At 60.5% G+C, this 25737-nt stretch carries 20 protein-coding genes; 4 read left to right on the plus strand and 16 right to left on the minus strand.

Annotated features, from left to right (window positions below; genetic code table 11):
• Positions 1-32: 32 nt before the first annotated feature.
• Together GNF76_RS01450 and lldD are read right to left on the minus strand one after the other, a co-directional pair.
• Positions 33-1700, minus strand: a complete 1668-nt coding sequence (locus GNF76_RS01450; RefSeq protein WP_155581541.1) for a ShlB/FhaC/HecB family hemolysin secretion/activation protein — start codon at positions 1698-1700, stop codon at positions 33-35.
• A 398-nt stretch (positions 1701-2098) separates the two neighbouring features.
• Positions 2099-3241: an FMN-dependent L-lactate dehydrogenase LldD gene (gene lldD / locus GNF76_RS01455; protein WP_155581388.1), complete on the minus strand. Its 1143-nt coding sequence runs from the start codon at positions 3239-3241 to the stop codon at positions 2099-2101.
• A 108-nt stretch (positions 3242-3349) separates the two neighbouring features.
• Between lldD and GNF76_RS01460 the strand changes: the two genes are divergently transcribed.
• Both GNF76_RS01460 and nadA read left to right on the plus strand, forming a co-directional pair.
• On the plus strand, positions 3350-4249 hold the full coding sequence (locus GNF76_RS01460) for a LysR family transcriptional regulator (RefSeq protein WP_155581389.1): 900 nt from the start codon (positions 3350-3352) through the stop codon (positions 4247-4249).
• Between the two features lie 148 nt (positions 4250-4397).
• A complete protein-coding gene (nadA, locus tag GNF76_RS01465; RefSeq protein WP_155581390.1) occupies positions 4398-5456 on the plus strand; it encodes a quinolinate synthase NadA in 1059 nt (352 codons plus the stop codon).
• 146 nt (positions 5457-5602) lie between these two features.
• Here the strand turns inward: nadA and GNF76_RS01470 are convergent, their stop codons facing one another.
• The 12 genes from GNF76_RS01470 to arcD (GNF76_RS01525) all read right to left on the minus strand — a co-directional run bounded on the left by GNF76_RS01470 (position 5603) and on the right by arcD (GNF76_RS01525) (position 20141).
• Positions 5603-6091, minus strand: coding sequence for an RDD family protein (locus GNF76_RS01470; RefSeq protein WP_155581391.1), 489 nt, complete (start codon positions 6089-6091; stop codon positions 5603-5605).
• 95 nt (positions 6092-6186) lie between these two features.
• Positions 6187-6399 (minus strand): cold-shock protein, encoded by a 213-nt coding sequence (locus GNF76_RS01475; protein ID WP_003220045.1) that lies wholly within the window; start codon positions 6397-6399, stop codon positions 6187-6189.
• A 389-nt stretch (positions 6400-6788) separates the two neighbouring features.
• Complete coding sequence (gene gcvT, locus GNF76_RS01480) at positions 6789-7913, minus strand: glycine cleavage system aminomethyltransferase GcvT (RefSeq protein ID WP_155581392.1); 1125 nt, start codon at positions 7911-7913, stop codon at positions 6789-6791.
• 39 nt (positions 7914-7952) lie between these two features.
• Entirely contained in the window at positions 7953-9329 is a 1377-nt protein-coding gene (locus GNF76_RS01485) for an L-serine ammonia-lyase (RefSeq protein WP_155581393.1), read from the minus strand.
• Between the two features lie 183 nt (positions 9330-9512).
• Positions 9513-12362 carry an aminomethyl-transferring glycine dehydrogenase gene (gene gcvP, locus GNF76_RS01490; protein ID WP_155581394.1) on the minus strand — a complete coding sequence of 950 codons (2850 nt, stop codon included), beginning with the start codon at positions 12360-12362 and terminating at the stop codon, positions 9513-9515.
• A gap of 10 nt (positions 12363-12372) precedes the next feature.
• The gene (gene gcvH, locus GNF76_RS01495; protein WP_003220049.1) at positions 12373-12756 is read right to left on the minus strand and encodes a glycine cleavage system protein GcvH; all 384 of its coding nucleotides are present in this window, start codon (positions 12754-12756) and stop codon (positions 12373-12375) included.
• A gap of 405 nt (positions 12757-13161) precedes the next feature.
• Positions 13162-14670 carry a sigma-54-dependent transcriptional regulator gene (locus GNF76_RS01500; RefSeq protein ID WP_155581395.1) on the minus strand — a complete coding sequence of 503 codons (1509 nt, stop codon included), beginning with the start codon at positions 14668-14670 and terminating at the stop codon, positions 13162-13164.
• 210 nt (positions 14671-14880) lie between these two features.
• Positions 14881-15243, minus strand: coding sequence for a DUF5064 family protein (locus GNF76_RS01505; protein ID WP_155581396.1), 363 nt, complete (start codon positions 15241-15243; stop codon positions 14881-14883).
• A gap of 18 nt (positions 15244-15261) precedes the next feature.
• Positions 15262-16191 carry a carbamate kinase gene (arcC, locus tag GNF76_RS01510; RefSeq protein ID WP_155581397.1) on the minus strand — a complete coding sequence of 310 codons (930 nt, stop codon included), beginning with the start codon at positions 16189-16191 and terminating at the stop codon, positions 15262-15264.
• A 162-nt stretch (positions 16192-16353) separates the two neighbouring features.
• Complete coding sequence (locus tag GNF76_RS01515) at positions 16354-17364, minus strand: ornithine carbamoyltransferase (protein ID WP_027605559.1); 1011 nt, start codon at positions 17362-17364, stop codon at positions 16354-16356.
• 68 nt (positions 17365-17432) lie between these two features.
• Positions 17433-18689: an arginine deiminase gene (gene arcA / locus GNF76_RS01520; protein WP_155581398.1), complete on the minus strand. Its 1257-nt coding sequence runs from the start codon at positions 18687-18689 to the stop codon at positions 17433-17435.
• A 24-nt stretch (positions 18690-18713) separates the two neighbouring features.
• Positions 18714-20141, minus strand: coding sequence for an arginine-ornithine antiporter (gene arcD / locus GNF76_RS01525; protein ID WP_155581399.1), 1428 nt, complete (start codon positions 20139-20141; stop codon positions 18714-18716).
• Between the two features lie 452 nt (positions 20142-20593).
• Here arcD (GNF76_RS01525) and arcD (GNF76_RS01530) point away from each other — a divergent pair, with 452 nt between their 5' ends.
• Positions 20594-22021, plus strand: coding sequence for an arginine-ornithine antiporter (gene arcD, locus GNF76_RS01530; protein WP_155581400.1), 1428 nt, complete (start codon positions 20594-20596; stop codon positions 22019-22021).
• Positions 22022-22023: 2 nt separating this feature from the next.
• Positions 22024-22887: an AlkA N-terminal domain-containing protein gene (locus GNF76_RS01535; RefSeq protein WP_178123139.1), complete on the plus strand. Its 864-nt coding sequence runs from the start codon at positions 22024-22026 to the stop codon at positions 22885-22887.
• Positions 22888-22987: 100 nt separating this feature from the next.
• Here GNF76_RS01535 and GNF76_RS01540 read toward each other — a convergent pair whose 3' ends face one another.
• Both GNF76_RS01540 and GNF76_RS01545 read right to left on the minus strand, forming a co-directional pair.
• Positions 22988-24337: a CoA transferase gene (locus GNF76_RS01540; RefSeq protein WP_155581401.1), complete on the minus strand. Its 1350-nt coding sequence runs from the start codon at positions 24335-24337 to the stop codon at positions 22988-22990.
• Between the two features lie 40 nt (positions 24338-24377).
• Positions 24378-25721, minus strand: a complete 1344-nt coding sequence (locus GNF76_RS01545) for an ATP-binding protein (RefSeq protein ID WP_178123130.1) — start codon at positions 25719-25721, stop codon at positions 24378-24380.
• Between the last annotated feature and the right edge of the window lie 16 nt (positions 25722-25737).

Below are 25737 nucleotides of genomic sequence, written 5' to 3' on the forward strand. Positions count from 1 at the left end.
GGCTAATCGCGCATCGGCTTATCTGTGCAAGCTCATATCTGCACGCTCAGGCGCGTGAGCCAGACTTCCGGCTCCTGGCCAAAACCTGCGGGGGTGTTCAGGTTGCGTTGGTAGTCGAAGTCGAGCTGCACGTTCTTCCAGCTCAGGTTGAGTCCGGCGCTGGCCCCGCTCAGGCGTTGGCCCTGGGCGCCGTGCTCACGCTTGACCCAACCGTTGTCCAGGCCCACGCGTGGGGTGATCTTGATCGGCAGGTCGCTGTTGAGCGGCAAGCGCAGGGTGTTGCGCCAGACTGCGCCGATCGCACCGGAAGCACTGTTCTCGCGATAGCCGCGCACCGCCGAATCGTCGGTGGCCAGCAGTTGTTCGATGGCGGGTAATGAATCGGGGCTGTACTGCGCCGACAGTTGGCTTTGCCACTGCCACGGTTGGCCGTTGAGCTGGCCATTGCGCCATTGGGTGAGGTTGGCGCGGTACTTGTGGAACTGCGCCTGGGGCAGGTTCTTTTGCACTTGGTCGGCATCTCGGTCAGCACCGAACCAGGTCAGGCCCTGGGCGTAATTGACGTCCAGGTTCCACACTGCGCTGTTGAGCCAGAACAGATTCAACCCTGCCTCGGCCACGGTCAGCGTCGGGCTCTGGATCCCCAGGCGAACCTTTTGCAGGTAGCTGTCAACGTCCTTATAGGCCAACGACAGATTGGCACTCAGCTGATGGCCCTGGTCGCGCCACAACACGCGGTCGGTACGCAGGCTGACCTGATCGGTGCGACCGCTGTTATAGAACGTGGTGCTGCTGAGTTTGAACGGAGAGCGGTATTCGGCGTGGCTGGCGAACAGGCTGTAGGTCCAGTAACCGTAAGGGATGGAATAAAACAGGCTGTTACTGCGGCTGTAACGCGGGCCGTGGTTGAGGGTGTCGCTGAAGCTTAAGTTGAGCGAGTCGTTGAGCTGCAGCGGGCTGTCGAGGCTCAAGCTGATGGCGTTGCGATCACGCCCGGTGCCGGCGCTGCCGAGGTTATCCACCCCAAGGCCAAGGCCCCAGCGCGAGGCACTGCTGCGCGAGCGTAGGATGATCCGCGAAGCGCCTGGCTCGCTGCCGGGTGCGATATCGGCAGTGAGGTCCACCGAACGCAAGCGATTGAGCTGGTCCAGGCCCTGCTCCAGGTCCCGCAGGTTCAAGGGTTTGCCAAGCATTCCGGGGAAGGCGCCGCGCAACGACACCGGCAGGCTCTGGTCGGCCAGCTCGATGGCTTCGATGTAGCCTTCCTCGACGCGGATATCCAGGGTCTGCCCGGCGGCCGGTGTGCTGATCAGGTATGGACGGCTGGCGATATAGCCGGCCTCGACGTACAGGCGGGTGATCTCGGCCAGCAGTCGGTTGATCTGGGTGACGCCCATGCACGCGGCCACATAGGGTTCGATGTGTGTGTTGAGCTCAGTCTTGCTGAACAGCGTGACCCCGGCCAGGCGCGTACCGCTCAGGGGCCAGCAGCGTTCATCTTTCACGGTGTCTGCAGGCATTGCTGGCGCTGCCGGTTGGGGGCCGAAACTGCCTCGCTGCATCTGGCGCTGGCGTTGTTCCAATTGCAGTTGTTGTAAATCGCGCTGCTGCTGTTGCTGCAAACGCAGGGCTTCCTGGCCAGCCTGCGGCCCATCGGCAGCGGCCACCGGTAACGAGCCCAGGCAGAGCAGGGAAACCATCAGGTTGCGGGTAAGACGGCGACGCTCGGTTGAGGGCTGATTCGGCACTCGACATCCTTAACGTAGAAATACGGACGATCCACGCCCCTTGAGCCAGGTGGTGAACCCAGGGGGCTTGCCATAGTTGAGCCATCATTAAACGGATTGTTACATCGGTGTAGGATTTATTACATAAAACGTGGGGAATGCCGCGTTCTTCAGTAAAAAAACGCACTGAGGTGGTGCGAAGGTGGCAGGGGAAGGCGAGAGTGGTGTAGATTTTTCGGGGTTTGGCTGTAGGAGATGTCGCGAATGGATTTTTGATTGTTGCGATAGAAGCAGTTAATCGTTTTGTTTTTCCATGGGTGAGAGCCTACCGGCCCGGACTCAGCAAGAGGCCGGAGCCAGCAGGTTTCAGATCAGTTTTGCCCGCGTACCAGAATCGATTCGTCGATCTGGCCAATCGACGTCACCCCTGTCAGCGTCATTGCCACGCGCATTTCCTTGGCGAAAATATCCAGCATGTTCTCCACGCCTTGCTGGCCTGCGGCCGCCAATGAGTACGCGGTGGCGCGCCCAAGCAGTACGCCTCTGGCACCCAGGGCAAGCATACGCACCACGTCCAGCCCGGAACGAACGCCGGAGTCCACCAGCACCGTCAGATCACTGCCAACAGCTTGCGCGATTGACGGCAAGGCCTTGGCCGTGGACAGCACACCGTCCAATTGTCGACCGCCGTGGTTAGAGACGACGATGCCGTCAGCGCCGAAGCTCACGGCGTCCTTGGCGTCCTGTGGGTCGAGGATGCCTTTGATGATCATCGGGCCTTTCCAGAACTCGCGGATCCACTCCAGGTCCTTCCAACTGATGGAGGGGTCAAAGTTGTTGGCCAGCCAACCGATGTAGTCCTCAAGGTGGGTGGGCTTACCGAGGTATTTAGAGATGTTGCCCAAGTCGTGAGGGCGTCCCATCAAGCCGACGTCAAAGGCCCAGGCCGGTTTGGTCATGGCTTGCAGCATTCGCCTTGGGGCTGCATACGGCCCGGACATCCCCGAGTGCGCATCGCGATAACGGGCGCCCGGGGTGGGCATGTCGACGGTAAAGACCAGGGTCTTCACCCCGGCTGCCTGGGCACGTTCCAGGGCGTTCTTCATGAAGCCGCGATCTTTCAGCACATAGAGTTGAAACCAGATCGACTGGGCACTTTGCGAGGCCACCTCTTCGATCGGGCAAACGGAAACGGTCGACAGGCAGAAGGGAATGCCTTTGTTCTGCGCCGCCTTGGCCGCCTGGACCTCCCCGCGCCGGGCGAACATGCCAGTCAGCCCCACCGGGCTGAGAATGATCGGCATGGCCAGTGGTTGATCGAACAGCGTGGTCTCCAGGCTCAGGTTCTCGACGTTTCTCAGGACCCGCTGGCGCAGGCTGATGTCGGACAGGTCCGAGCTGTTGGCGCGTAGGGTGTGCTCGGCGTAAGCGCCGCCGTCGATGTAGTCGAACAGGAAGCGTGGCAGCTTTCGGCGTGCGGCTTCGCGGTAATCCGATGCGGACGAGATGATCATGAAGAGGGGGCCCCGGAATGAAGAAAGCGGTGGGCGTTAGAGTAGACAATGGTGAATCATGATAAAAACAACTTTTCCAACTTTAACCAAGTCGTAAACGGAATACTCATGAACCTTCGAACGTTGCGGGCCTTTGTCGAAGTCGTGCGCCAGGGCAGCTTCTCCCAGGCGGCCGAGGTGGTGTCCCTCACACAGTCGACGGTCAGCAAGGCGGTCAAGACGTTGGAGGATGAGCTGGGGACACCGTTGTTCAGCCGTATTGGTCATCGCAGTGAACTGACGGCTGCCGGGCAGATTGCCTACCGTCGGGCGTTGGTTTTGCTGGCCGAGCGCAGCGACCTGATTGCCGAGATCAATGAGTTGCGCGGGCTCAAACGCGGGGTACTACGGATCGGTCTGCCGCCAGTGGGCAGCGGCGTGCTATTTGCGGCGATGTTTGCCCTGTATCGGCGGCGCTATCCCGAGATTGATATCGAGTTGATCGAGCACGGCAGCAAAAAACTGCAGGAGTGCCTCCAGGCTGGTGAAGTGGACCTTGCGGCGCTGTTGGTGCCGGTTGAGGGGGAGTTCGAGTATCAGGATGTACGGGTCGAGCCGCTGATGGTGGTGATGCCGGTGGACCACCCGCTGGCAGGGCGTAAGCAAGTGAACTTCACGGATCTCGCCGACCATCCGTTCATTTTGTTCGAGTCCGGTTTTGCCCTGAACCGCATCATCCTCAGCGCCTGTGAGCGCAAGGGTGTGGTGCCACGGGTGACGGCCCGCAGCGCGCAAATCGACTTCATCGTCGACCTGGTTTCAGCGGGCCTGGGCGTCGCCTTTTTGCCTCGGATGCTCGCCCATAAACACAAACATGCCGGTATCGCGCTAATCCCTTTGGACGAACCCCAGACCGATTGGCACATTGCCTTGGCCTGGCGGCATCAGGCCCATTTACCGCCGGCAGCGCGAGCGTGGCTGGACCTGGCGAAAGAGATGGGCAACGTTCCGGCGGGGCTCCCAGATTAGGCTTTTGAATCCAATCGATATTCTGTAGCCTTGCGCAGCTTCACCGTGCTTGATGAACACAATCACTTCGTCCGGCGGTACCCTCAAGGGGGCCAGAGCCGGTGGTACACTCGACTTTCGCGCAACTGCGCCTGCAGGTCTTGCGAACATGACGCAAATTTCCGAACGCCTTCTGGTTCAAGCCCACCTCGATGCCAAGCAGCCCAAGGTGCTCAGTGCTGAAGAGGAAGCGGGTTTACGTTCCGCCATCGCTGCCGAGCTCAAGGCTCAGGATGCGGTGCTGGTGGCTCACTTCTACTGCGATCCGGTGATCCAGGCCCTGGCCGAAGAAACCGGTGGCTGTGTCTCCGATTCCCTGGAAATGGCCCGCTTCGGCGCGGCGCACCCGGCCAAGACCGTGTTGGTCGCCGGCGTGCGCTTCATGGGCGAGACCGCAAAAATCCTCACCCCTGAAAAACGCATCCTGATGCCCACCCTGGAAGCCACTTGCTCCCTGGACCTGGGCTGCCCAGTGGATGAGTTTTCCGCGTTTTGCGATCAACACCCTGAGCGCACCGTGGTGGTCTATGCCAACACCTCGGCAGCGGTAAAAGCCCGCGCCGATTGGGTGGTGACCTCCAGTTGCGCGCTGGAAATCGTCGAAAGCCTGATGGACAACGGCGAGACCATCATCTGGGGCCCGGACAAGCACCTGGGCACCTACATCCAGCGCCAGACGGGTGCCGACATGCTGTTGTGGGACGGTGCGTGCATCGTCCACGAAGAGTTCAAGTCCAAGCAGTTGGAAGACATGAAGGCGTTGTACCCGGACGCGGCGATTCTGGTGCACCCGGAATCACCGACGTCGGTGATCGAATTGGCCGATGCGGTAGGGTCCACCAGTCAATTGATCGCTGCTGCGCAGCGTCTGCCAAACAAGACTTTTATTGTTGCTACCGACCGCGGCATTTTCTACAAGATGCAGCAGTTGTGTCCGGACAAGGTCTTCGTTGAGGCGCCTACTGCCGGTAACGGTGCAGCATGTCGCAGTTGTGCGCATTGCCCGTGGATGGCGATGAACACCCTGGAGCGCACGCTGCAGTGTCTGCGTGAGGGGAGTAACGAGATTTTCGTTGAGCCTTCGGTGATTCCGCAGGCGGTGCGGCCGCTCAAACGCATGCTGGATTTCACTCAAGCGGCACGGTTGAAACTGGCCGGCAATGCCTGATCCAAAGTAGGCACGGTCAAAATATGGGAGCTGGCTTGTCGGGTCGCCGCATCGCTGCGATAGCATCGCCTCGGTACTTCAGATAGACCGACTCGTCTGCATCGCAGGCAAGCCAGCTCCCACACTCGATTTACATCGTTTGGGGTCTATTTCTTCTGTTTCGGAACCCGCACCAACTGCGTATCCGAATAGATGTCATGCCAGCTGCGTTTCTTCTTGTCGAACAGCGACCAGATAAACCCTAGCCCCACGCACAGCCACGATGCAATCGACACCACAAATCGCAACAGCGCCTGCCACAGGCTGATCCGCGAACCGTCGGCGTTTTGCACCCGTACGCCCCACACCTGCATACCCAACGTCTGCCCGGAATGGGTCCAGAACTTGGCAAAAAAACCAAACAGAACAAAAAACAGAATCGTCGACAGCAGCGGGTCACCGTCCAGCGCGCCGGACTCAGAGAGCGCACGCAGTTTGGCCTCACCGACAAAGACCATCCACACCAGCTTGTAGATGAACGCCGTGACGATCAGCAGGGCGGTGCACAACAGGAAGTCATAGAACATCGCTGCCAGACGACGGCCCAGGCCAACAGCGGGGAACGCGCCTTGGGGGCTCAGCAGGTGTTTCGACATGGCATGACTCTCTGGGGAAAAAAGCCATTTTACGGAATAACGCACATAAAAAAGCCCCTGATGTCACCATCAGGGGCTTTTTGTCGCAGAAGGGATCAACCCTCGGCTTGTACTTCGTCAGCCTGCATGCCTTTCTGGCCTTGCACGGCGATGAAAGTCACTTTCTGGCCTTCTTTCAGGCTCTTGAAGCCGTTGCCCTGAATAGCGCGGAAGTGGACGAACAGATCCGGACCGCTTTCTGGAGTGATAAAACCAAACCCTTTCTCGTCGTTAAACCACTTGACGGTACCGCTCTGACGATCAGCCATTTTCTTCTTTCCTTTGACGCTAAAAATTAATGACAGCCCCTTTCAGATGAAAGAGTACTGGGCTGGATTGCAGGAAAGTAAGAGACATCGAACGGGTTGTAGCAAACTTTGGCTACTGCCCAGGTCCAGGTTCAAAGCGACCCATGCAAACACAGTGGGCAAACTCTACGCCAACTAAGACAGAAAAAACAAGCCCTCCGCAAGCCACGGATTTCCTCGGGTTTATGACACTTCGGTCAACAACGGGGAACCGACTTATTCGATAGAGTTGGTCACTTGTTATAGGTTAATCCGCATAACATTGACTATCGTCAATGCACTGTTTTATGGCGGTTGCGTTACAGTTTAGTGCGCGCTAACGCAACCGCGTTACTTATAGAAACAGTCAATCAGCCACGGTAGTAACGTTGTGGCACGAATGGCATTTTACTTACACGAAGTGGCACCTTTTTCCCACGCACCAATGCTGAGACTTCGGTATCCAGTGCAATAAATGCATTGTCGAGGTAACCCATGGCCAGCGGGGCACCGAGGCTTGGGCCGAAACCACCACTGCACACACTGCCGATCACGGTGCCGTGCTCGTCGACGATTTCTGCGCCTTCGCGCACCGGCGTGCGCTCTTGCGGCAGCAGGCCTACACGTTTGCGGCTGACACCGGCTTGTTGCTGGGTGAAGATTCGGTCGGCGCCCGGGAAGCCACCGGCGCGAGCACCGTCAGCGCGGCGCGCCTTGGAGATGGCCCACAACAGACTGGCTTCAATCGGGGTGGTATCGGTGTTCATGTCATGGCCATAGAGGCACAGGCCAGCTTCCAGGCGCAGGGAGTCCCGTGCGCCTAAGCCGATGGCCTGCACTTCGGTTTCTGCCAGCAGGCTGCGGGCCAGGCTTTCGGCGCTGGCGGCGGGGACGGAGATTTCGAAGCCGTCTTCGCCGGTGTAGCCGGAGCGGCTGACGTAGCAGTCCACACCCAGCAAGCGCAGGGAGGCGAATTGCATGAAGGTCATTTTCGTGACCTCAGGCGCCAGGCGCGCCAGTACCTTCACGGCTGCCGGACCTTGCAGGGCGAGCAGGGCACGTTCTTCAAACAACGGCTCGATCGTGCACTGGTCACTAAGGTGCTGGCGCAGGTGGGCCAGGTCCTGATCCTTGCAGGCGGCGTTGACCACCAGGAACAGTTCGTCGTTACCCAGGTTGGCCACCATCAGGTCGTCGAGGATGCCGCCGTGGTCATTGGTGAACATGGCGTAGCGTTGCATGCCCACTGGCAGGTCAACGATGTCTACCGGCACCAGGGTTTCCAGGGCCTTGGCGGCATTGACGCTGGTCAGGCGGATCTGGCCCATGTGAGACACATCGAACAACCCGGCCTGTTCACGGGTGTGCAGATGTTCCTTCATCACGCCCAGCGGGTATTGCACCGGCATGTCGTAGCCGGCGAACGGCACCATGCGCGCGCCCAGTTCAATGTGCAGGGCGTGCAACGGGGTTTTCAACAGGGTTTCGGTGGACATATTCAGCTCCTGAAAAACGTGCGGACGCGCTTGTAGGCGTCAGCACTCGATAATGTTGACCGCCAAACCGCCACGGGCGGTTTCCTTGTATTTGCTTTTCATGTCGGCGCCGGTCTGGCGCATGGTGCGGATGACCTTGTCGAGGGACACGAAGTGTTGCCCGTCGCCGCGCAAGGCCATGCGCACCGCATTGATGGCCTTGACTGAACCCATGGCATTGCGTTCGATGCAGGGCACCTGCACCAGCCCGCCAATGGGGTCGCACGTCAGGCCGAGGTTGTGTTCCATGCCAATCTCGGCGGCGTTTTCCACTTGGGAAACCGTACCGCCCAACACTTCACACAGAGCACCGGCGGCCATGGAGCAGGCGACACCGACTTCACCCTGGCAACCGACTTCGGCGCCGGAGATCGAGGCGTTTTCCTTGTAGAGAATGCCGATGGCGGCGGCAGTGAGCAGGAAACGCACCACGCCGTCTTCGCTCGCGCCGGGGATAAAGCGCATGTAGTAGTGCAACACCGCCGGCACAATCCCGGCCGCACCGTTGGTAGGCGCAGTGACCACGCGCCCGCCGTTGGCGTTTTCTTCGTTGACCGCCAGGGCGTACAGGTTGACCCAGTCGAGCACCGACAACGGGTCGCGCAGTGAAGATTCCGGGTTCTTGCACAACTGGCGATGCAACGCGGCAGCCCGTCGTTTGACCTTCAGGCCACCCGGCAAAATACCTTCGTTGCGACAGCCCGCGTCCACGCAGTCTTGCATCACCTGCCAGATCTTCAGCAGGCCGCTGCGGGTTTCCGCTTCCGGGCGCCAGGCGCTTTCATTGGTCAGCATTACCTGGCTGATGGACAGCCCGTAGGTGGCGCAATGGCTGAGCAAGTCCTTGGCGCTTTTGAACGGGAAGGTCAGGGGCGTGGCATCCTCGACAATCCGGTCGTGACCGGCTGCATCTTCATCCACCACAAATCCGCCGCCGACCGAGTAGTACTCGCGGCTGCGAACCTGCAAGCCGGCCGCATCAAAGGCACGGAAGATCATGCCGTTGGGGTGATAGGGCAGGGGTTTGCGAATCATCGCCAGGTGTTCTTTCTCATTGAACGTAATGCTGTGTTCGCCGAGCAGGTTCAAGCGTGCGTTGCCACGAATTTCCAATAGCCGTGCGGCAACGGTTTCGGTATTCACGGTGTCGGGGTGTTCGCCTTCCAGTCCCAGCAACACGGCCTTGTCACTGCCGTGGCCTTTGCCGGTGGCGCCGAGTGAGCCGTAGAGTTCCACCTTGACGCAGGTGGTCGCGTTCAGCAGGTTGTCACGCTTGAGGCCCTCGACGAATCGAGCTGCCGCACGCATCGGGCCGACGGTGTGGGAACTGGAGGGGCCGATGCCAATCTTGAACAGGTCGAACACGCTTAAAGACATTGTTGTTCTCCGGTTTCTTGTTATTGGATGCCAGTCTGCCTGTGGAATGCGATCGATGTGGGAGCCGGGCTTGCCCGCGATGCAGGCACCTCGGTACGTCAGATACACCGAGGTGATGCTATCGCAGGCAAGCCAGCTCCCACACAAGCCAGCTCCCATATTGACCGCGTTCAGCCAGTCAGATCAGGCGTAGCTCTCGATCGACGGGCACGCACACACCAGGTTGCGATCGCCAAACACGTTGTCGACCCGGCCAACCGGCGGCCAGTACTTGCCTTCGATCAACGACGCCACTGGGTACACCGCCTGCTCGCGGCTATAGGGGTGGCTCCATTCGCCCACCAGTTCCGCTGCGGTGTGCGGGGCGTTTTTCAGCGGGTTGTCGTCCTTGTCCAGCGTGCCGTTTTCCACCGCGCGGATTTCTTCGCGGATGGCGATCATGGCGTTGCAGAAGCGGTCCAGCTCTTCCTTGGATTCACTTTCGGTCGGCTCGATCATCAAGGTGCCGGCCACCGGGAACGACATGGTCGGTGCGTGGAAACCAAAGTCGATCAGACGCTTGGCCACGTCGTCCACACTGATGCCGCTGCTGTCTTTCAACGGGCGCAGGTCGAGGATGCATTCGTGGGCCACCAGGCCGTTGCTGCCGGTGTAGAGGACTGGGTAGTGCTCTTCCAGGCGGCGGGAGATGTAGTTGGCATTGAGGATCGCCAATTGCGAAGCACGCTTGAGGCCGGCGCCGCCCATCATGCTGATGTACATCCAGGTGATCGGCAGGATGCTCGCGCTGCCGAACGGTGCCGCGCAGACCGCGCCTTCCTTGCGCTCCAGGGCGCCGTGGCCGGGCAGGAACGGCGTCAGGTGCGACTTCACACCAATCGGGCCAACGCCCGGGCCGCCACCGCCGTGGGGAATGCAGAAGGTCTTGTGCAGGTTCAGGTGGGACACGTCGCCGCCGAATTTGCCCGGCGCGCAGAGGCCGACCATGGCGTTCATGTTGGCGCCGTCGATGTACACCTGGCCGCCGTTGTCATGAATGATCCCGCAGATTTCGCGGATGCCTTCTTCGAACACACCGTGGGTGGACGGGTAGGTGATCATCAGCGCGGCGAGGTGTTCGCGGTGCTCGATGGCCTTGGCGCGCAGGTCTTCGATGTCGACGTTGCCACGGGCGTCGCACGCGGTGACGACCACGCGCATACCGGCCATGTTGGCGGTGGCCGGGTTGGTACCGTGGGCCGACGACGGGATCAGGCAGATGTCGCGGCGCTCTTCACCACGGCTCTGGTGGTAGGCACGGATCGCCAGCAGGCCTGCGTACTCGCCCTGGGAACCGGCGTTCGGTTGCAGGGAGATGGCGTCGTAACCGGTGGCCGCGCAGAGCATGGCTTCCAGTTCATCGGTCAGTTGCTGGTAGCCGGCGCTTTGCGAGGCCGGAGCGAACGGGTGCAGGGCACCGAATTCAGCCCAGGTCACCGGGATCATTTCGCTGGCGGCGTTGAGTTTCATGGTGCAGGAACCCAGCGGGATCATGGTGCGATCCAGGGCCAGGTCCTTGTCGGCGAGCTTGCGCAGGTAGCGCATCAACTCGGTTTCGGAGTGATAACGGTTGAACACCGGGTGGCTGAGGATCGGCGACTGGCGCAGCAGCGCGGCCGGCAGGGTGCTTTCAACCTTCGCAGCCAAGGCGGCGAAGCCGGGCAGGGCCTTGCCACCTGCGAACACGCTCCACAGGGTTTCGATATCGGCCTGTGTGGTGGTTTCGTCCACCGACAGGCCCAGGCGTTCGCTGTCCACTGCACGCAGGTTGATGCGCTGGGCGCGGGCCTGGTCGTGCAGCGCGGCGGTGTTGGCGCCGGTGGCCAGGGTCAGGGTGTCGAAGAAGTGGGCTTGCTCGACCTTCAGGCCCAGTGCGCTCAAGCCTTCGGCGAGAATCGCGGCCAGGTGATGGATGCGGTTGGCGATCTGGGTCAGGCCTTTCGGGCCGTGGTACACGGCGTACATGCTGGCGATGTTGGCCAACAGGACCTGGGCGGTGCAGATGTTGCTGGTGGCTTTCTCGCGGCGGATATGTTGCTCGCGGGTCTGCATGGCCAGGCGCAGGGCCGGCTTGCCGAAACGGTCGACAGAGACGCCTACCAGACGGCCCGGCATGTCGCGTTTGAACGCATCCTTGGTGGAGAAGTAAGCGGCATGTGGGCCACCGAAGCCCAGCGGCACGCCGAAGCGTTGTGCACTGCCGATGGCCACGTCAGCGCCGAACTCGCCCGGCGGGGCCAGCAGCGTCAGGGCCAGGAGGTCAGCGGCCACTGCTACCAGTGCATGGGCGGCGTGGAAGCGTTCGGTCAGTTCGCGGTAATCGAATACGTCACCGTTGCTGGCCGGGTACTGCAGCAAGGCGCCGAAGAACGGGCTGACGTCAGTCAGTTTGCGTTCGTCGCCCACCACCACGTCAATGCCCAGTGGCTCGGCACGGGTACGCAGCACGTCGAGGGTTTGCGGATGGCTGTGGATCGAGGCAAAGAAGGCATTGCTGCCTTTGTTCTTGCTCAGCCGTTTGCAGAAGGTCATGGCTTCGGCAGCGGCGGTGGCTTCATCCAGCAGCGAGGCGTTGGCAATCGGCAGGCCGGTGAGGTCGCTGATCAGCGTCTGGAAGTTCAGCAGCGCTTCGAGGCGGCCCTGGGAAATTTCTGGCTGGTACGGGGTGTAGGCGGTGTACCAGGCTGGGTTTTCCAAGAGGTTACGCAGGATCGGCGACGGTGTATGGCAGTTGTAGTAGCCCTGGCCGATGTAGGTCTTGAACAGCTCGTTCTTGGCGGCGATGGCTTTGATCGACGCGAGGGCGGCAGATTCGCTCAGGCCGTCGCTCAGGCCCAGCACGCTGGTGTCCTTGATGCTTTCCGGGATCACGCTGGCACTGAGGGCTTCCAGGGAGTCAAAGCCCAGAGTGGCGAGCATTTGCTGCTCGTCGTCCTGGCGCGGGCCGATGTGGCGGGCGATGAATTCGTTGGCGGTATTCAATTGAACAGTCATGACGCGCTCCTCAGGCTTCAGCGTTGGCTTTGATCAGGCGGTCATACGCATCCTGATCCAATAGCTTAGCTACTGCATCGGCATCAGCCGGTTTAAAGCGGAAGAACCAGCCTTCGCCCATCGGGTCTTCGTTGACCAGCTCAGGGCTGCCATCGAGCTTGTCGTTCACTTCGAGGACTTCACCGTCCAGGGGCATGTACACCCCGCTGGCCGCCTTGACCGATTCCACGGTGGAGGCTTCTGCACCCTTGTCGTAGGACTGCAACTCAGGCAGTTGCACGAAAACCACATCACCCAGCGCGTTCTGCGCGAAAGCGGTAATACCCACGGTAACGCTGCCGTCGGCTTCGGCGCGCAGCCATTCGTGATCTTCAGTAAAGCGCAACTCGCTCATGGAAACTCCTCAGGGCCAGATTCGTCTGGTGGACGGGATTGGAATAATGGGGAGTTGCTTAGCAAAATCGCGGCCAATGTTTTTTAGTCGTTAAAAATCAATAAGTTATTGATTGTGGAGGGCATGACTTGAAATGCAGCTGTAGCGATATCGCTACAGCCAGAGAGGCGAAAAAAAGCCTATGAGGATCAAAGCCTTGCATAGCGATGGCTTAGAGAGGTTGTATCGATATCGTTCCACTGTAGCGCTTTCAGTACAGCTGGAGGTCGTTTTTGAACGTGAGGTAGGAATGCAATCAATGTGGGAGCTGGCTTGCCTGCGATAGCGGTGTATAAGCCAACATTTTTGGTGCTGACCCACCGCTATCGCAGGCAAGCCAGCTCCCACATTTTTGACCGCGTGTTTTCAGGGCTTATTGGGGATGCCGTATTTGCGCAAACGATGGGCGATGGCGGTGTGGGAGGTTTGCAGGCGGCTCGCCAACTGCCGCGTCGAGGGGTAGCTGGCATACAACTTCTCCAGCAGCGTGCGCTCAAAATCCTCCACCGCCTGCTCCAGGCTGTCGACTTCACCATCACTTTGGCGCGCCACCGAGGTGCCGGCAATGTCGAGATCGCCAATGTCCACCAGGCTGCTTTCGCAAATGGCAGCTGCGCGAAAGATCACGTTCTGCAGCTGGCGCACGTTACCCGGCCAGCGGTTGCCCAGCAGCGCCGGATAGGTGCCGGGCGCCAGGCGGCAGACCGGGCGCTGGATCTGCGCGCAGGCTTGCTGCATGAAGTAGCGGGCCAGCAGCAGGATGTCCTGGCCACGCTCGCGCAGCGGCGGGACTTCAACGTTGAGCACGTTCAGGCGGTAGAACAAGTCCTCGCGGAAGGTGCCTTCGCTGACCATCTTTTCCAGGTCACGATGGGTGGCGCTGAGGATGCGTACGTTGACCTTGACCTCACGGTCGCCGCCCACCCGGCGAAAGCTGCCGTCATTCAGGAATCGCAGCAGTTTGGCTTGCAAATACGGCGACATCTCGCCGATTTCATCGAGAAACACCGTGCCCTGGTTGGCCAGCTCCATCAGCCCCGGCTTGCCGCCGCGCTGGGCCCCGGTAAAGGCGCCGGGGGCGTAGCCGAACAGCTCACTTTCGGCCAGGTTCTCCGGCAACGCTGCGCAGTTCAGGGCGAGAAACGGTGAGCTGTGCCGCGCGCTGATGGCGTGGCAGGCACGGGCCACCAGTTCCTTGCCGGTGCCGGTTTCGCCCTGGATCAACAACGGTGCATCAAGGGCCGCCACACGCTGGGCGCGGGCCTTGAGAGTGCGGATCGCGGGGGACTCGCCCAACAAGGCATCGAAACCTTCGGCATGGTCATGGTGCAGCGCCGACAGTTGCTCACCGATACGGTTAGGTGGGTACAGGGTCAGCAGGGCGCCAGCGTCGGTGATCGGGGTGGCGCCCAGTAACAGGGTTTGGCCGTTGACGCTGATTTCCCGCAGAGGCAGGCGAAAGCCGTGCTCCAGCAAGGTGGTCAGCAGCATTGGGTCGTCGAACAGCGCGTTGATGCTTTCACCGGCGGGCTCGCGGCCATACAGCGCAATGAGTGCCGGGTTGGCCAGCAGGATCTTGCCGGCACTGTCCAGGGCCAATACCGGGTCGGTCATCGCGGCGAGCAAGGCGTCGAGTTGCAGGTGCCGGCGTTGGCCCGGGAGGATATCCACCACCGTCACGGCCTGTACGCCGTGGACGCTGAACAGCGCGTCACGCAGTTCTTCCAGGACCTCGGCGCTCAGGGTCGGGGCGTCGATGTAGACGTTGGGCGGAACCATTTCCACCGCATCCAGGTTGAGATTGCGCCCACCGAGCAGGGCCAGGACTTCCTGGGTAATGCCAACGCGGTCGATGAAGCTGACGTGGATACGCATGGGGCGGTTTTGGGTTCTGGCGTGCGAGAGGTGGCAAGTATGCCTGACAGGTGATGGAGATCAAAAATGTGGGAGCTGGCTTGCCTGCGATGGCGCTGTAGCCGCTGCCGAGGTACGAGGCTGCGATGGGTTGCGCAGCGACCCTCTGGGCAGTCCTGCGGACACGCATCGCAGCCTCGTACCTCGGCTACAGCAAGCAGTGGGAGCGGGTTACTCCAGGTGTTCGGGCTTCACCGGATCCCCCGGCTTCACATCCAACTGATGCCTTACATCCTCAAACATCAAATCGTACTGCTTGTGCATCGAACCATTGAGCACCGCAATCTTCGGCATGCCGTACTTCTGTGCAATGTTCATCGCGTGTCGGGCGAAGTCATAGGCCTGGTCCTTGGGCAGGAAAAACTCCTCCTTGAGGTCCTTGCCCTGCACCGAACCGTGCAGCTTGAACAGCATCCCCTTGCCTTCCTTGGGGTCCTGGCTGACTTCATAGTCGATGCACAGGTTGTAGCTGTAGTCGTCCTTGTTCAGCGCGTGGCGTTCGATGTGCAAGTGACCGGGTTCAAAGGTGGCCATAGGCATTTCTCCTCTACTTTATAGGTAGGTGATCCCAGGTTTCGCCGTACTGATACGCGTGCCGGCACTGCCCTGGACGATAGCTTCGATGTCCGACAGTGAACCGATCACTGCGGTTTTGCCAGTCTGGCGGGCGAACTCGCACGCGGCCTGAACCTTGGGCCCCATGGAGCCGGCGGCGAAGCCGAGTTTTTCCATTTCGTCAGGATGGGCCTGGCCGATGGCTTTCTGGCTGGGTTTGCCATAGTCGATAAAAGCGGCGTTGACGTCGGTGGCGATCACCAGCAAGTCGGCGCCCAGTTGCCCGGCCAGCAAGGAGGAGCAGAGGTCTTTGTCGATCACCGCTTCAATGCCTTTGAGCTTGCCGTCGTCGCCGTACAGGGTTGGAATCCCGCCGCCGCCGGCGCAAATCACGATGCTGCCTTTTTCCAGCAGCCAGGTAATCGGACGGATTTCAAAGATGCGTTTTGGCCGGGGGCTGGCGACCACGCGGCGATACTTGTCGCCATCGGGGGCGATAGCCCAGCCTTTTTCAGCGGCGAGCTTTTCGGCTTCGGCTTTGGAGTAGACCGGGCCGATAGGCTTGCTTGGGTTCTGGAACGCGGGGTCCTTGGCGTCCACTTCCACTTGGGTCAACAGCGTGGCGAACGGTACTTCGAAGTCCAGCAGGTTGCCCAGTTCCTGTTCAATGATATAGCCGATCATGCCTTCGGTTTCAGCGCCCAGCACGTCCAGTGGATAAGGCGAGACTTGGGTGTAGGCCGCGGCTTGCAGCGACAGCAGGCCCACTTGCGGGCCATTGCCGTGGGCAATCACCAGTTCGTTGCCGGCATGGATCTTGGCGATCTGTTCGGTGGCGATTCGGATGTTGGCGCGTTGGTTGTCCGCCGTCATGGGTTCACCACGGCGGAGCAGGGCGTTACCGCCCAGTGCTACGACGATACGCATAGTGCAGTCCTTCTAGAATGAACGCAGGTCAAAATGTGGAAGCTGGCTTGTGTGGGAGCCGGGCTTGCCCGCGATTGCATCACCTCGGTATATCTGAGAGACCGAGGTGTCTGCATCGCAGGCAAGCCAGCTCCCACACTGACTGTGTTCCGACAGTGAGAGTTAGATATCCGCCAACGCCGACACCAGGATCGCCTTGATGGTATGCATGCGGTTTTCCGCCTGCTCAAAGGCGATATTGGCCGGGGATTCAAACACTTCTTCGGTCACTTCCACGCCATTGGCCAGGTTCGGATACCGTGCGGCGATGTCCTTGCCGACCTTGGTTTCGCTGTTATGGAACGCCGGCAGGCAGTGCATGAACTTCACCCGAGGGTTGCCCGAGGCTTTCATCATCTTGGCGTTGACCTGGTACGGCAGCAGTTGCTCGATACGTTCGTCCCACGCTTCCACCGGCTCACCCATGGACACCCAGATATCGGTGTGGATGAAGTCCACGCCTTTAACGGCCTCTTTCGGGTCTTCGGTGATGGTGATGCGCGCGCCGCTTTCCTCGGCGAAGGCCTGGCACTGCTTGATGAAGTCTTCATGGGGCCACAGGGCTTTTGGCGCGCCGATGCGCACGTCCATGCCCAGCTTGGCGCCGATCATCAACAGTGAGTTGCCCATGTTGTAGCGGGCGTCACCGAGGTAGGCGTAGCTGATGTCATGCAGCGGCTTGTCGCTGTGTTCGCGCATGGTCAGGGTGTCGGCGATCATTTGGGTCGGGTGGAACTCGGCGGTCAAGCCGTTGAACACTGGCACACCGGCGAACTTGGCCAACTCTTCGACGATTTCCTGTTCGAAGCCACGGTACTCAATCGCATCGAACATGCGACCGAGGACGCGGGCGGTGTCTTTCATGCTTTCTTTGTGGCCGATCTGCGATGACACCGGGTCGATGTAGGTGACGTGGGCGCCTTGATCATGTGCCGCTACTTCGAACGCACAGCGGGTGCGGGTCGAGGTTTTTTCGAAGATCAGCGCGATGTTTTTGCCTTGCAAATGCGGGCGTTCAGTGCCGGTGTATTTGGCGCGCTTGAGGTCGCGGGACAGGTCCAGCAGGTAGTGCAGCTCGCGAGTGGTGTGGTGCATCAGCGAGAGCAGGCTGCGGTTGCGCATATTAAAAGCCATGGTGGACTCCTTCTGTTTAGGTTATCCCCTTGGCCGGCGCCTTATGAGCGGCGGCCAAGGTTTGAATGTCAGTAGTCGATAGGGTCGCGAATGATCGGGCAGGTCATGCAGTGGCCGCCGCCGCGACCCCGGCCCAGTTCGCCGGCGCTGATGGTGATGACTTCCACACCGGCCTTGCGCAGCAGGGTGTTGGTGTAGGTGTTGCGGTCATAACCGATCACCACGCCAGGCTCCACGGCCACCACGTTGTTGCCGTCATCCCATTGCTCGCGCTCGGCGGCGAAGCTGTTGCCGCCGGTCTCGACCACTCGCAGGGTTTTCAGGTTCAGCGCAGCCGCCACGGTATCGAGGAAGCTGGTTTTCTCGCGCTGGATATCGATGCCACCGGGCTTGCTCTCGTCGGGGCGCAAGCTGAAGGCGACAATCTGGCTGACCACTTCCGGGAAGATCGTGACCAGGTCGCGGTCGCAGAAACTGAACACGGTATCGAGGTGCATCGCGGCACGGGATTTCGGCAGGCCGGCGACGATCACGCGCTCCACGGCTTTGTGCTTGAACAGATTGAGAGCAAGCTGGCCGATGGCCTGGCGCGACGAACGTTCGCCCATGCCGATCAACACCACACCGTTACCGATTGGCATCACGTCACCGCCTTCCAGCGTCGCGTTGCCGTGTTCCTGATCCGGGTCGCCGTACCAGACCTGAAAGTCGGCGTTGGTGAACTCAGGGTGGAATTTGTAGATGGCGCTGGCCAGCAAGGTTTCCTGGCGTCGCGCCGGCCAGTACATCGGGTTCAGCGTCACGCCGCCGAAGATCCAGCATGTGGTGTCGCGGGTGAACTGGGTGTTGGGCAGCGGCGGCAGAATGAAGCTCGAATGCCCGAGGAAGTCGCGGAACATCTCGATGGTCTTGCCACCGAAGCTGCTCGGCAGGTCATCGGCTGACACGCCGCCAATCAAAAACTCGGCAACCTTGCGCGGCTCCAGGCTGCGCAGCCACGAGCTGACCTCATTGACCAGGCCGAGGCCAACCTGGTTGGCGGTGATCTTGCGTTCCAGGATCCAGTCCAGCGCTTCGGGGATGGCGACGATGTCGGTCAGCAGGTTGTGCATTTCCAGCACATCGATGTCCCGCTCGCGCATCTTGGTCACGAAGTCGAAATGGTCGCGCTTGGCCTGGGCCACCCACAGCACGTCATCGAACAGCAGTTCATCGCAGTTGTTGGGGGTCAGCCGCTGGTGGGCCAAACCTGGGGAGCACACCATGACTTTGCGCAGTTTGCCGGCTTCGGAATGTACGCCGTACTTAACTTTTTCGGTGGTCATTACAGATCCTCAAGTGAACGAAAGTTATAGAGTCAGGAAACCGTCGTAGAGCCCATAGCCCGCCACCAGGGCGCCTATGACTACGGCAGCGAAAATCAGCTTCTCGACGTGGGTGAAAATCGGCTTGCCCAGTTCACGCTTGGCCATGGCGAACAGGATCACGCCGGGGAAATAGAGCAGCGCGGACAGCAGCAGGTACTTGGTGCCACCGGCGTACAGCAGCCAGACCGCATAGAGCAGGGCGATGGCGCCGATAAACAGGTCTTTCCTGCGTTCACCCGGGGCGTTTTCGTAGGTCTCGCCGCGCACTGCCAGCAGCAGTCCATAGGCCGCCGACCAGAGGTACGGCACCAGGATCATCGAGGTGGCGAGGTAGATCAGCTTCAGGTAGGTGCTGGCGGAGAACAGGGTGATCACGAGGAAAATCTGCACCATGGCGTTGGTCAACCACAGGGCGTTGGCCGGCACATGGTTGGCGTTTTCGCGGCGCAAAAACTCCGGCATGGTGTGGTCTTTGGCGGCGGCGAACATGATCTCCGCACACAGCAACACCCATGACAGCAATGCTCCCAACAGCGAGATGATCAAGCCGACGCTGATCAGCACCGCGCCCCAGTGACCCACTACGTGCTCAAGTACGGCGGCCATCGACGGGTTCTGCAGCTTGGCAAGTGCAGGCTGGGTCATGATCCCCAGGGACAGCACGTTCACCAGCATCAGGAACAGCAGCACGGTGATAAAACCGATCACGGTGGCCTTACCGACGTCGGAGCGTTTCTCGGCACGGGACGAGAAGATGCTCGCGCCTTCGATGCCGATGAAAACCCAAACGGTGACCAGCATCATGTTGCGCACCTGGTTCATCACACTGCCCAGGTCGGGGTTTTTCACGCCCCAGATGTCAGCGGTGAAGATGTCCAGTTTGAACGCGAAGAGGGCGATCAACACGAACAGCAGCAGCGGCACCACCTTGGCGACGGTGGTCACCAGGTTGATGAAGGCTGCCTCCTTGATCCCGCGCAGGACCAGGAAATGCACGGCCCACAGCAGCACCGAAGCACCGATCACGGCTGCCGGGGTGTTGCCTTCGCCGAAGATCGGAAAGAAGTAACCGAGGGTGCTGAACAGCAGCACGAAGTAGCCCACATTTCCCAGCCAGGCACTGATCCAGTAACCCCAGGCGGACGAAAAGCCCATGTAGTCGCCGAAACCGGCCTTGGCGTAGGCATACACCCCGCCGTCCAGATCAGGCTTGCGGTTGGCCAGGGTCTGGAAGACAAACGCGAGGGTCAACATACCGATGGCGGTAATGACCCAGCCGATCAACACTGCGCCGACATCGGCACTGGCGGCCATGTTTTGTGGAAGTGAGAAGATCCCGCCACCAATCATCGAGCCCACGACAAGTGCAACCAGGGCACCGAGGCGAAGTTTTCCGGGAGTTTCAGACATTGCATGACTCCAATGCAGGAGAAGAGAGACCACAGAATAAAACCGTGCGCTAATCAAACAGCTGACTCAGATCACTTAATTGGCACATTCCATTGTGAATTAATGACTTATGATGAAAGATCGCAGGCAATATGATCTCTCAGGAGAGGCTTGTTCCAGAGCCTTTCTCCGTTTCAGATGACAGTATTTCTCATATATGTGAGCGTTTGAAGCTAGCCCGTTTTCCCAGATGTGCAAACTTTTTTGGGAGGGTTTGCCAAGTAGCCTGCAGCCCGGAAAGTTCAAGTGTTATTTAAATTATAAATTTGCCTGAACGCTATTTCTTGCCATGCCTTTAAGTTATTAAGCGTGGTGTTTTATTCGCTATCTCTAATAAACACTGAACGTGCTGTGCAAATTAACCGCCTGCACAGTGGTTGGCTCAAAGACTGTTTTTTCTATTGGGAGTCCCCATGTCTCAACCGGCGCACAAGCTTCGACTCAGCGCATTGATCGCCCTGGTAGTGGGTTCGATGATTGGCGGCGGAATCTTCTCGTTGCCACAGAACATGGCGGCGCGGGCGGAGGTCGGGGCGGTGTTGATCGGCTGGGCGATCACCGCTGTCGGCATGCTGACTCTGGCGTTCGTGTTCCAGACCCTGGCCAATCGCAAGCCTGAGCTGGACTCCGGGGTATACGCCTATGCCAAGGCGGGTTTTGGCGACTACATGGGTTTTTCGTCCGCCTGGGGTTACTGGATCAGTGCCTGGATGGGCAATGTGGGTTACTTCGTGTTGCTGTTCAGTACGCTAGGCTACTTCTTCCCGGTGTTCGGCCAGGGCAATACCCCGATTGCCATCGCCTGCGCCTCGCTGTTGCTGTGGGCGGTTCACTTCCTGGTGATGCGTGGGATCAAGGAGGCGGCCTTTATCAATCAGATCACCACCGTGGCCAAGCTCGTGCCGCTGCTGATGTTTATCGTCATTGCCGCCGTGGCGTTCAAGGCCGATATCTTTACCCGTGATATCTGGGGCCTGGGCAACCCGAACTTCGGCAGTGTGGTGGACCAGGTGCGCAACATGATGCTGGTCACCGTGTTCGTGTTTATCGGCATCGAGGGCGCCAGTGTCTATTCGGCGCGGGCCGAGAAACGTTCGGACGTGGGCCGGGCCACGGTGATCGGTTTTCTTGGGGTGCTGGCACTGCTGGTGCTGGTGAACGTGTTGTCCCTGGGGATCATGAGTCAACCGGAATTGGCCACCTTGCAGAACCCGTCCCTGGCGGGTGTGCTGGAGCATATCGTCGGCCCGTGGGGGGCGCTGTTGATCAGTATCGGCCTGGCGGTTTCGTTGCTGGGCGCACTGTTGTCCTGGGCGTTGCTGTGCGCCGAAATTCTCTACGCCACGGCTCAGGACAAGACCATGCCGGCGTTCCTGAAAAAGGAAAATGCCAATCATGTGCCGGTCAATGCGTTGTGGCTGACCAATGTGATGATCCAGATTTTTCTGGTGATCACCCTGTTCTCGGCCAGCACCTATACCAACCTGATCTACCTGGCGTCGTCGATGATTCTGGTGCCGTACTTGTGGTCGGCGGCCTATGCGGTGTTGTTGAGCGGGCGCGGAGAAACCTATGAAGGCGCCCACGGTGAGCGGATGAAGGATCTGCTGATCGGTGTGATCGCCCTGGGCTATGCGCTCTGGCTGCTCTACGCCGGTGGCTTGAAGTATTTGCTGCTGTCGGCGCTGCTGTATGCACCGGGGGTGATTCTGTTTGCCCAGGCCAAGCGTGAACAGGGCCAGCCCTTGTTTACCCGTGTGGAAAAAGGCATTTTCGGCTGCGTGATCGTCGGGGCGAGCCTGGCGGCGTATGGGCTATACAGCGGGGTGTTGTCATTGTGAAGGTGCAGTTGGCGTATCAAGCACCCTATGACTGGGAGGCGATGCTGGGTTTTTTGGCGGTACGGGCGATCAGCGGGTTGGAGGCGGTGGCGGCGGGCGTGTATACGCGCAGCATCAGCATCGATGGCCAGCATGGTTGGATCAGCGTTGCGTCGGGCGAGGGGGATTGGCTTGAGGTGACGGTCGACTTCGCTGAGCCGGATGCCTTGCCGGAGATTGTCCGGCGTCTGCGCGCGATGTTTGATCTGGACGCTGACGTGCAAGGCATCAATCAACAACTGGCGGTCGATCCCTTGATGGCGCGGCTGGTGGCGGCGCGTCCGGGCCTGCGGGTGCCAGGCACCTGGGATGGCCTGGAGGTGGCGATTCGGGCGGTGTTGGGGCAGCAGATTACGGTGGTCGCGGCGATTCGCCTGGCGGGCAAACTGGTTGCGCAATATGGCGAGCCGCTGGTGACGCCACAGGTGGGTGTGACGCATATCTTTCCAGCGGCCGAGGTGTTGGCAGCAGCGGATTTGGCCAGCCTGGGTATGCCGAAAAGTCGGGGCCGAACCTTGTCGGGCGTGGCCCAGGCGTTGTTGGATGATCCACAGATTTTCCAGCCCAAGGCCAGTCTCAAGGACGCAGTAGCGCGGTTGGTCGAGTTGCCGGGGATTGGCGACTGGACCGCGCAGTACATCGCCATGCGCCAGATGCGCGAGCCGGATGCATTTGCGTCGGGGGATATCGGGTTGATCAATGCATTGGCGGCACTGGAAGGCGGCCCCGTGACCGCGCGTCAGTTACTGGCGCGGGCCGAGGCCTGGCGGCCGCTGAGAGCGTATGCGGCGCAGCATTTGTGGACGTCATTAAGCCGGGCAGATTGATGGAGTCAGTGAGGGCCTCATCGCAGGCAAGCCAGCTCCCACACTTCTGGCAACTCGGTCAAATGTGGGAGCTGGCTTGCCTGCGATAGCGATCGGAAGGTCACCATTGTGGCCGATGCGACCCCAATTCCCCCGCCGGCAAATCCCACTGCAACGGCGTGCCGCTGATGGTCAGCGGCGCCAGCAACCGATGGGCCGGCCCCCAGGCCGTTTGCTCCACCACCAGCCCCTGATCGGCAGGTTCTTCGGCGCGCAGCGCGGGTTGTTCGGTGGTTAGCCCAGCCTCCACCAATAACTTCGCCGTGCGCGCCAGTGACAGCAGCGCCGAACCGCCCCGACCGGATTTCAGCCGCTCACTCAGTGCCCGGACCGCGCTGGCCGCCATCAAGTAGCCGGTGGCATGGTCCAACGCCTGCAACGGCAGTGGTACCGGCTTGTTGGCCTGTCTCCACTGCATGCCGGCCTGAGCAATGCCGCTGCTCATCTGCACCAGGCTGTCGAAGCCTCGGCGATTGCGCCATGGGCCGCTCCAGCCATAGGCGTTGAGGCTGACGTCGATCAGGCCCGGAGCGAGTAGCTGCAACTCGACCGCTCCGTATCCCAGTTGCTCCAGGGCATCGGCGCGGTAGCCATGGAACAGAACATCGGCGTCCTTGAGCAGGTCTTCGAAGATCTGCCGGTCGCCAGGGCTTTTCAGGTCCAGGCGGGCACAGCGTTTGCCCAAGGTCATTTCCGGTACTACGCCCGCTTCATTCCAGTCAGGAGAGTCGATGCGCAACACATTGGCGCCTAACCCTGCGAGAAAGCGGCTGGCCACTGGGCCTGCCAGCACGCGAGTCAGGTCGAGCACCTTGATGCCTGCCAAGGGGCGTGCCACTGAGCCGAGCCAGGGTTTTTCGCTGACGGCATCGAAGGTTTGATGTTGGATCAGTGGTTCCTGATTGACCGCCAGGCCTTGGGGATGAGCCTGCCAGTCTTGCCATGAACGCATCTGCGCCGCGCAGCCACCCTCGTCGACGATGGCTTGTTCCAGTTCGGCGGCGTTCCATTGGGCGACCTTGAGCGCCATGGCCTCACGATCAGCCACTTGCCCCAGCACCCGCTCGGCGGCGGCACGGTGATGGGGGGCGTTGGTGTGCAGGCGGATCCAGCCATCGGCGCTGGCGTAGTCTCCGGCAATCGGGTCCCACAGCGGCGGTACGGTCCAGCCGACGGGGCGTAGCGACGCAGAGAACCAGAATGAGGCAAGGCGCTGGTCCACGGAAACCGTGGGCAAACGCCCGGTTTGTTGTTGCAGCAACTCGGCAACGGCCTGGCCGGCTGCGCCGACAGTAGCGCTGGCCAACTCAGTGACGGCAAAGGTTGAAGGCAGGGCGCCGGCCTCGGTGAAGGTCAGCGGGGTACGCGGCAGATCGAGTGCAGCTTGGATGGATGTGAGCAGATCAGTCATCAAAGGCCCTCCACAAGAGAAGGGCCAGCATAGAACAACCTTAGGGTTGTACTGCAACCCCCGGCTCCAACGGCAAGTCGAGGCTGGCGATAAATCCGCCTTCAGGGTGATTGGCCAGGATCAGGCTGCCGCCATGGCGTTCGGCGGCGCGGCGGGCGATGGCCAGGCCCAGTCCATGGCCCTGGGCGGTTTGCCCGGGGGCACGGTAAAACGGTTCGCCCAGTTGGCTCAGGTGTTCGGCATCCACACCTGGGCCGTGATCGCGCACGCTGATCACAATGCGTTCGCCCTGGCGTTGAGCATGCATTTCAATTGGCCGCCCGGGTGGGTTGAAGCGTTGGGCGTTGCGCAGCAGGTTGTCCAGTGCGCGCTCGATCATCGTCGGCCAGCCCTTGAGCTGCAGCCCTGCTTGGGCTTTGAGTTGCACGGGTTGGTCCGGCGCGCCGAGCAGGGCATCTTTTTGCAGGGTCTTGAGCAGCGGATTGAGTTCGATGTCTTCGGCGCTGGCGTTGTCGGCATCAACGCGGGCCAGTACCAGGATCTCGCTGATCAAGGCTTCCAGCCGGTCGCATTCGCGGGTCAGGCGTGGCCAGAGTTTTTCTCGGGCTTCGGGGGTGGCGCGTTCCGCCAGGGCCAGGGCGATCCGCAGGCGAGCCAGGGGCGAGCGCAGTTCGTGGGACACGTCCCGCAGCAGTTGGCGTTGGCTGCTGATCAGGCTTTGCAGGCGTGCGCCCATACGGTTGAAGTCGGTGGCCAGCACGCCAAATTCATCACGGCGGTTAGCCAGTTGCGCCAGGCTGTTTTGCTGGTAGGTGGCCTGGCCCAGGTCATGTACTGCGCCGCGCAGGCGGCTGAGGGGGCGGGTGATGGAGAGCGTCACCAACAGGCTGAACAGGGTCAGTACCACCAGGGCAATGGCCAACGCACTGAAGGGCCACAGCAGGCTGCTGCGGTGCCAGGCGTCCAGCTCCGGGTGGGGAATGCGGTAGATCAACAGGTAGGTGTCGCCCGTTTTCGCGCTGGTGTATTCGGCGGTCAGCCGACGCCAGGGCAGGTGGCGGTCCTGATTGTCGTTTTGCCGCGCTTCGAAGGCGGCGGCCCGGCGCGGAAAGGTACCGCGCACTACCGGCTCGCCGCTTTCGTTAAGCACTTGCACGTCGATGTGGTACTGGCGTTTGCGCTGTTGCAGCAGCTCCTGGGCAGCATCCTCGCCCTGGGCTTCGTAGAGCTGGGTCCATTCTGCGGCAAGGTTGGCGAGGCCAGGGTGGCGGCTGAGAATCCAGGCGTCCTGGTTGAGCATGTGCCCAAGCAGGAGCGACAACCCGGCAACCAGGGCGATAGCCAGCCAGAAACTGGCAAGGATGCGCCAGAACAATGAACGCACAGGAAACCCTCAAACA

Source organism: Pseudomonas spelaei, from assembly GCF_009724245.1.
In the GTDB taxonomy this organism is placed as follows: domain Bacteria; phylum Pseudomonadota; class Gammaproteobacteria; order Pseudomonadales; family Pseudomonadaceae; genus Aquipseudomonas; species Aquipseudomonas spelaei.

Coding starts and splice junctions, on each gene's coding strand:
- GNF76_RS01475 (WP_003220045.1), bottom strand. CDS start 6,399: ATGGCTGATCGTCAGAGCGGTACCGTCAAGTGGTTTAACGACGAGAAA.
- GNF76_RS01470 (WP_155581391.1), bottom strand. CDS start 6,091: ATGTCGAAACACCTGCTGAGCCCCCAAGGCGCGTTCCCCGCTGTTGGC.
- arcC (WP_155581397.1), bottom strand. CDS start 16,191: ATGCGTATCGTCGTAGCACTGGGCGGTAACGCCCTGCTCCGCCGTGGT.
- arcD (WP_155581399.1), bottom strand. CDS start 20,141: ATGTCTGAAACTCCCGGAAAACTTCGCCTCGGTGCCCTGGTTGCACTT.
- GNF76_RS01515 (WP_027605559.1), bottom strand. CDS start 17,364: ATGGCTTTTAATATGCGCAACCGCAGCCTGCTCTCGCTGATGCACCAC.
- gcvP (WP_155581394.1), bottom strand. CDS start 12,362: ATGACTGTTCAATTGAATACCGCCAACGAATTCATCGCCCGCCACATC.
- GNF76_RS01540 (WP_155581401.1), bottom strand. CDS start 24,337: ATGACTGATCTGCTCACATCCATCCAAGCTGCACTCGATCTGCCGCGT.
- gcvH (WP_003220049.1), bottom strand. CDS start 12,756: ATGAGCGAGTTGCGCTTTACTGAAGATCACGAATGGCTGCGCGCCGAA.
- GNF76_RS01505 (WP_155581396.1), bottom strand. CDS start 15,243: ATGGCCACCTTTGAACCCGGTCACTTGCACATCGAACGCCACGCGCTG.
- arcD (WP_155581400.1), top strand. CDS start 20,594: ATGTCTCAACCGGCGCACAAGCTTCGACTCAGCGCATTGATCGCCCTG.
- nadA (WP_155581390.1), top strand. CDS start 4,398: ATGACGCAAATTTCCGAACGCCTTCTGGTTCAAGCCCACCTCGATGCC.
- GNF76_RS01500 (WP_155581395.1), bottom strand. CDS start 14,670: ATGCGTATCCACGTCAGCTTCATCGACCGCGTTGGCATTACCCAGGAA.
- gcvT (WP_155581392.1), bottom strand. CDS start 7,913: ATGTCCACCGAAACCCTGTTGAAAACCCCGTTGCACGCCCTGCACATT.
- arcA (WP_155581398.1), bottom strand. CDS start 18,689: ATGACCACCGAAAAAGTTAAGTACGGCGTACATTCCGAAGCCGGCAAA.
- GNF76_RS01485 (WP_155581393.1), bottom strand. CDS start 9,329: ATGTCTTTAAGCGTGTTCGACCTGTTCAAGATTGGCATCGGCCCCTCC.
- GNF76_RS01450 (WP_155581541.1), bottom strand. CDS start 1,700: ATGGTTTCCCTGCTCTGCCTGGGCTCGTTACCGGTGGCCGCTGCCGAT.
- lldD (WP_155581388.1), bottom strand. CDS start 3,241: ATGATCATCTCGTCCGCATCGGATTACCGCGAAGCCGCACGCCGAAAG.
- GNF76_RS01460 (WP_155581389.1), top strand. CDS start 3,350: ATGAACCTTCGAACGTTGCGGGCCTTTGTCGAAGTCGTGCGCCAGGGC.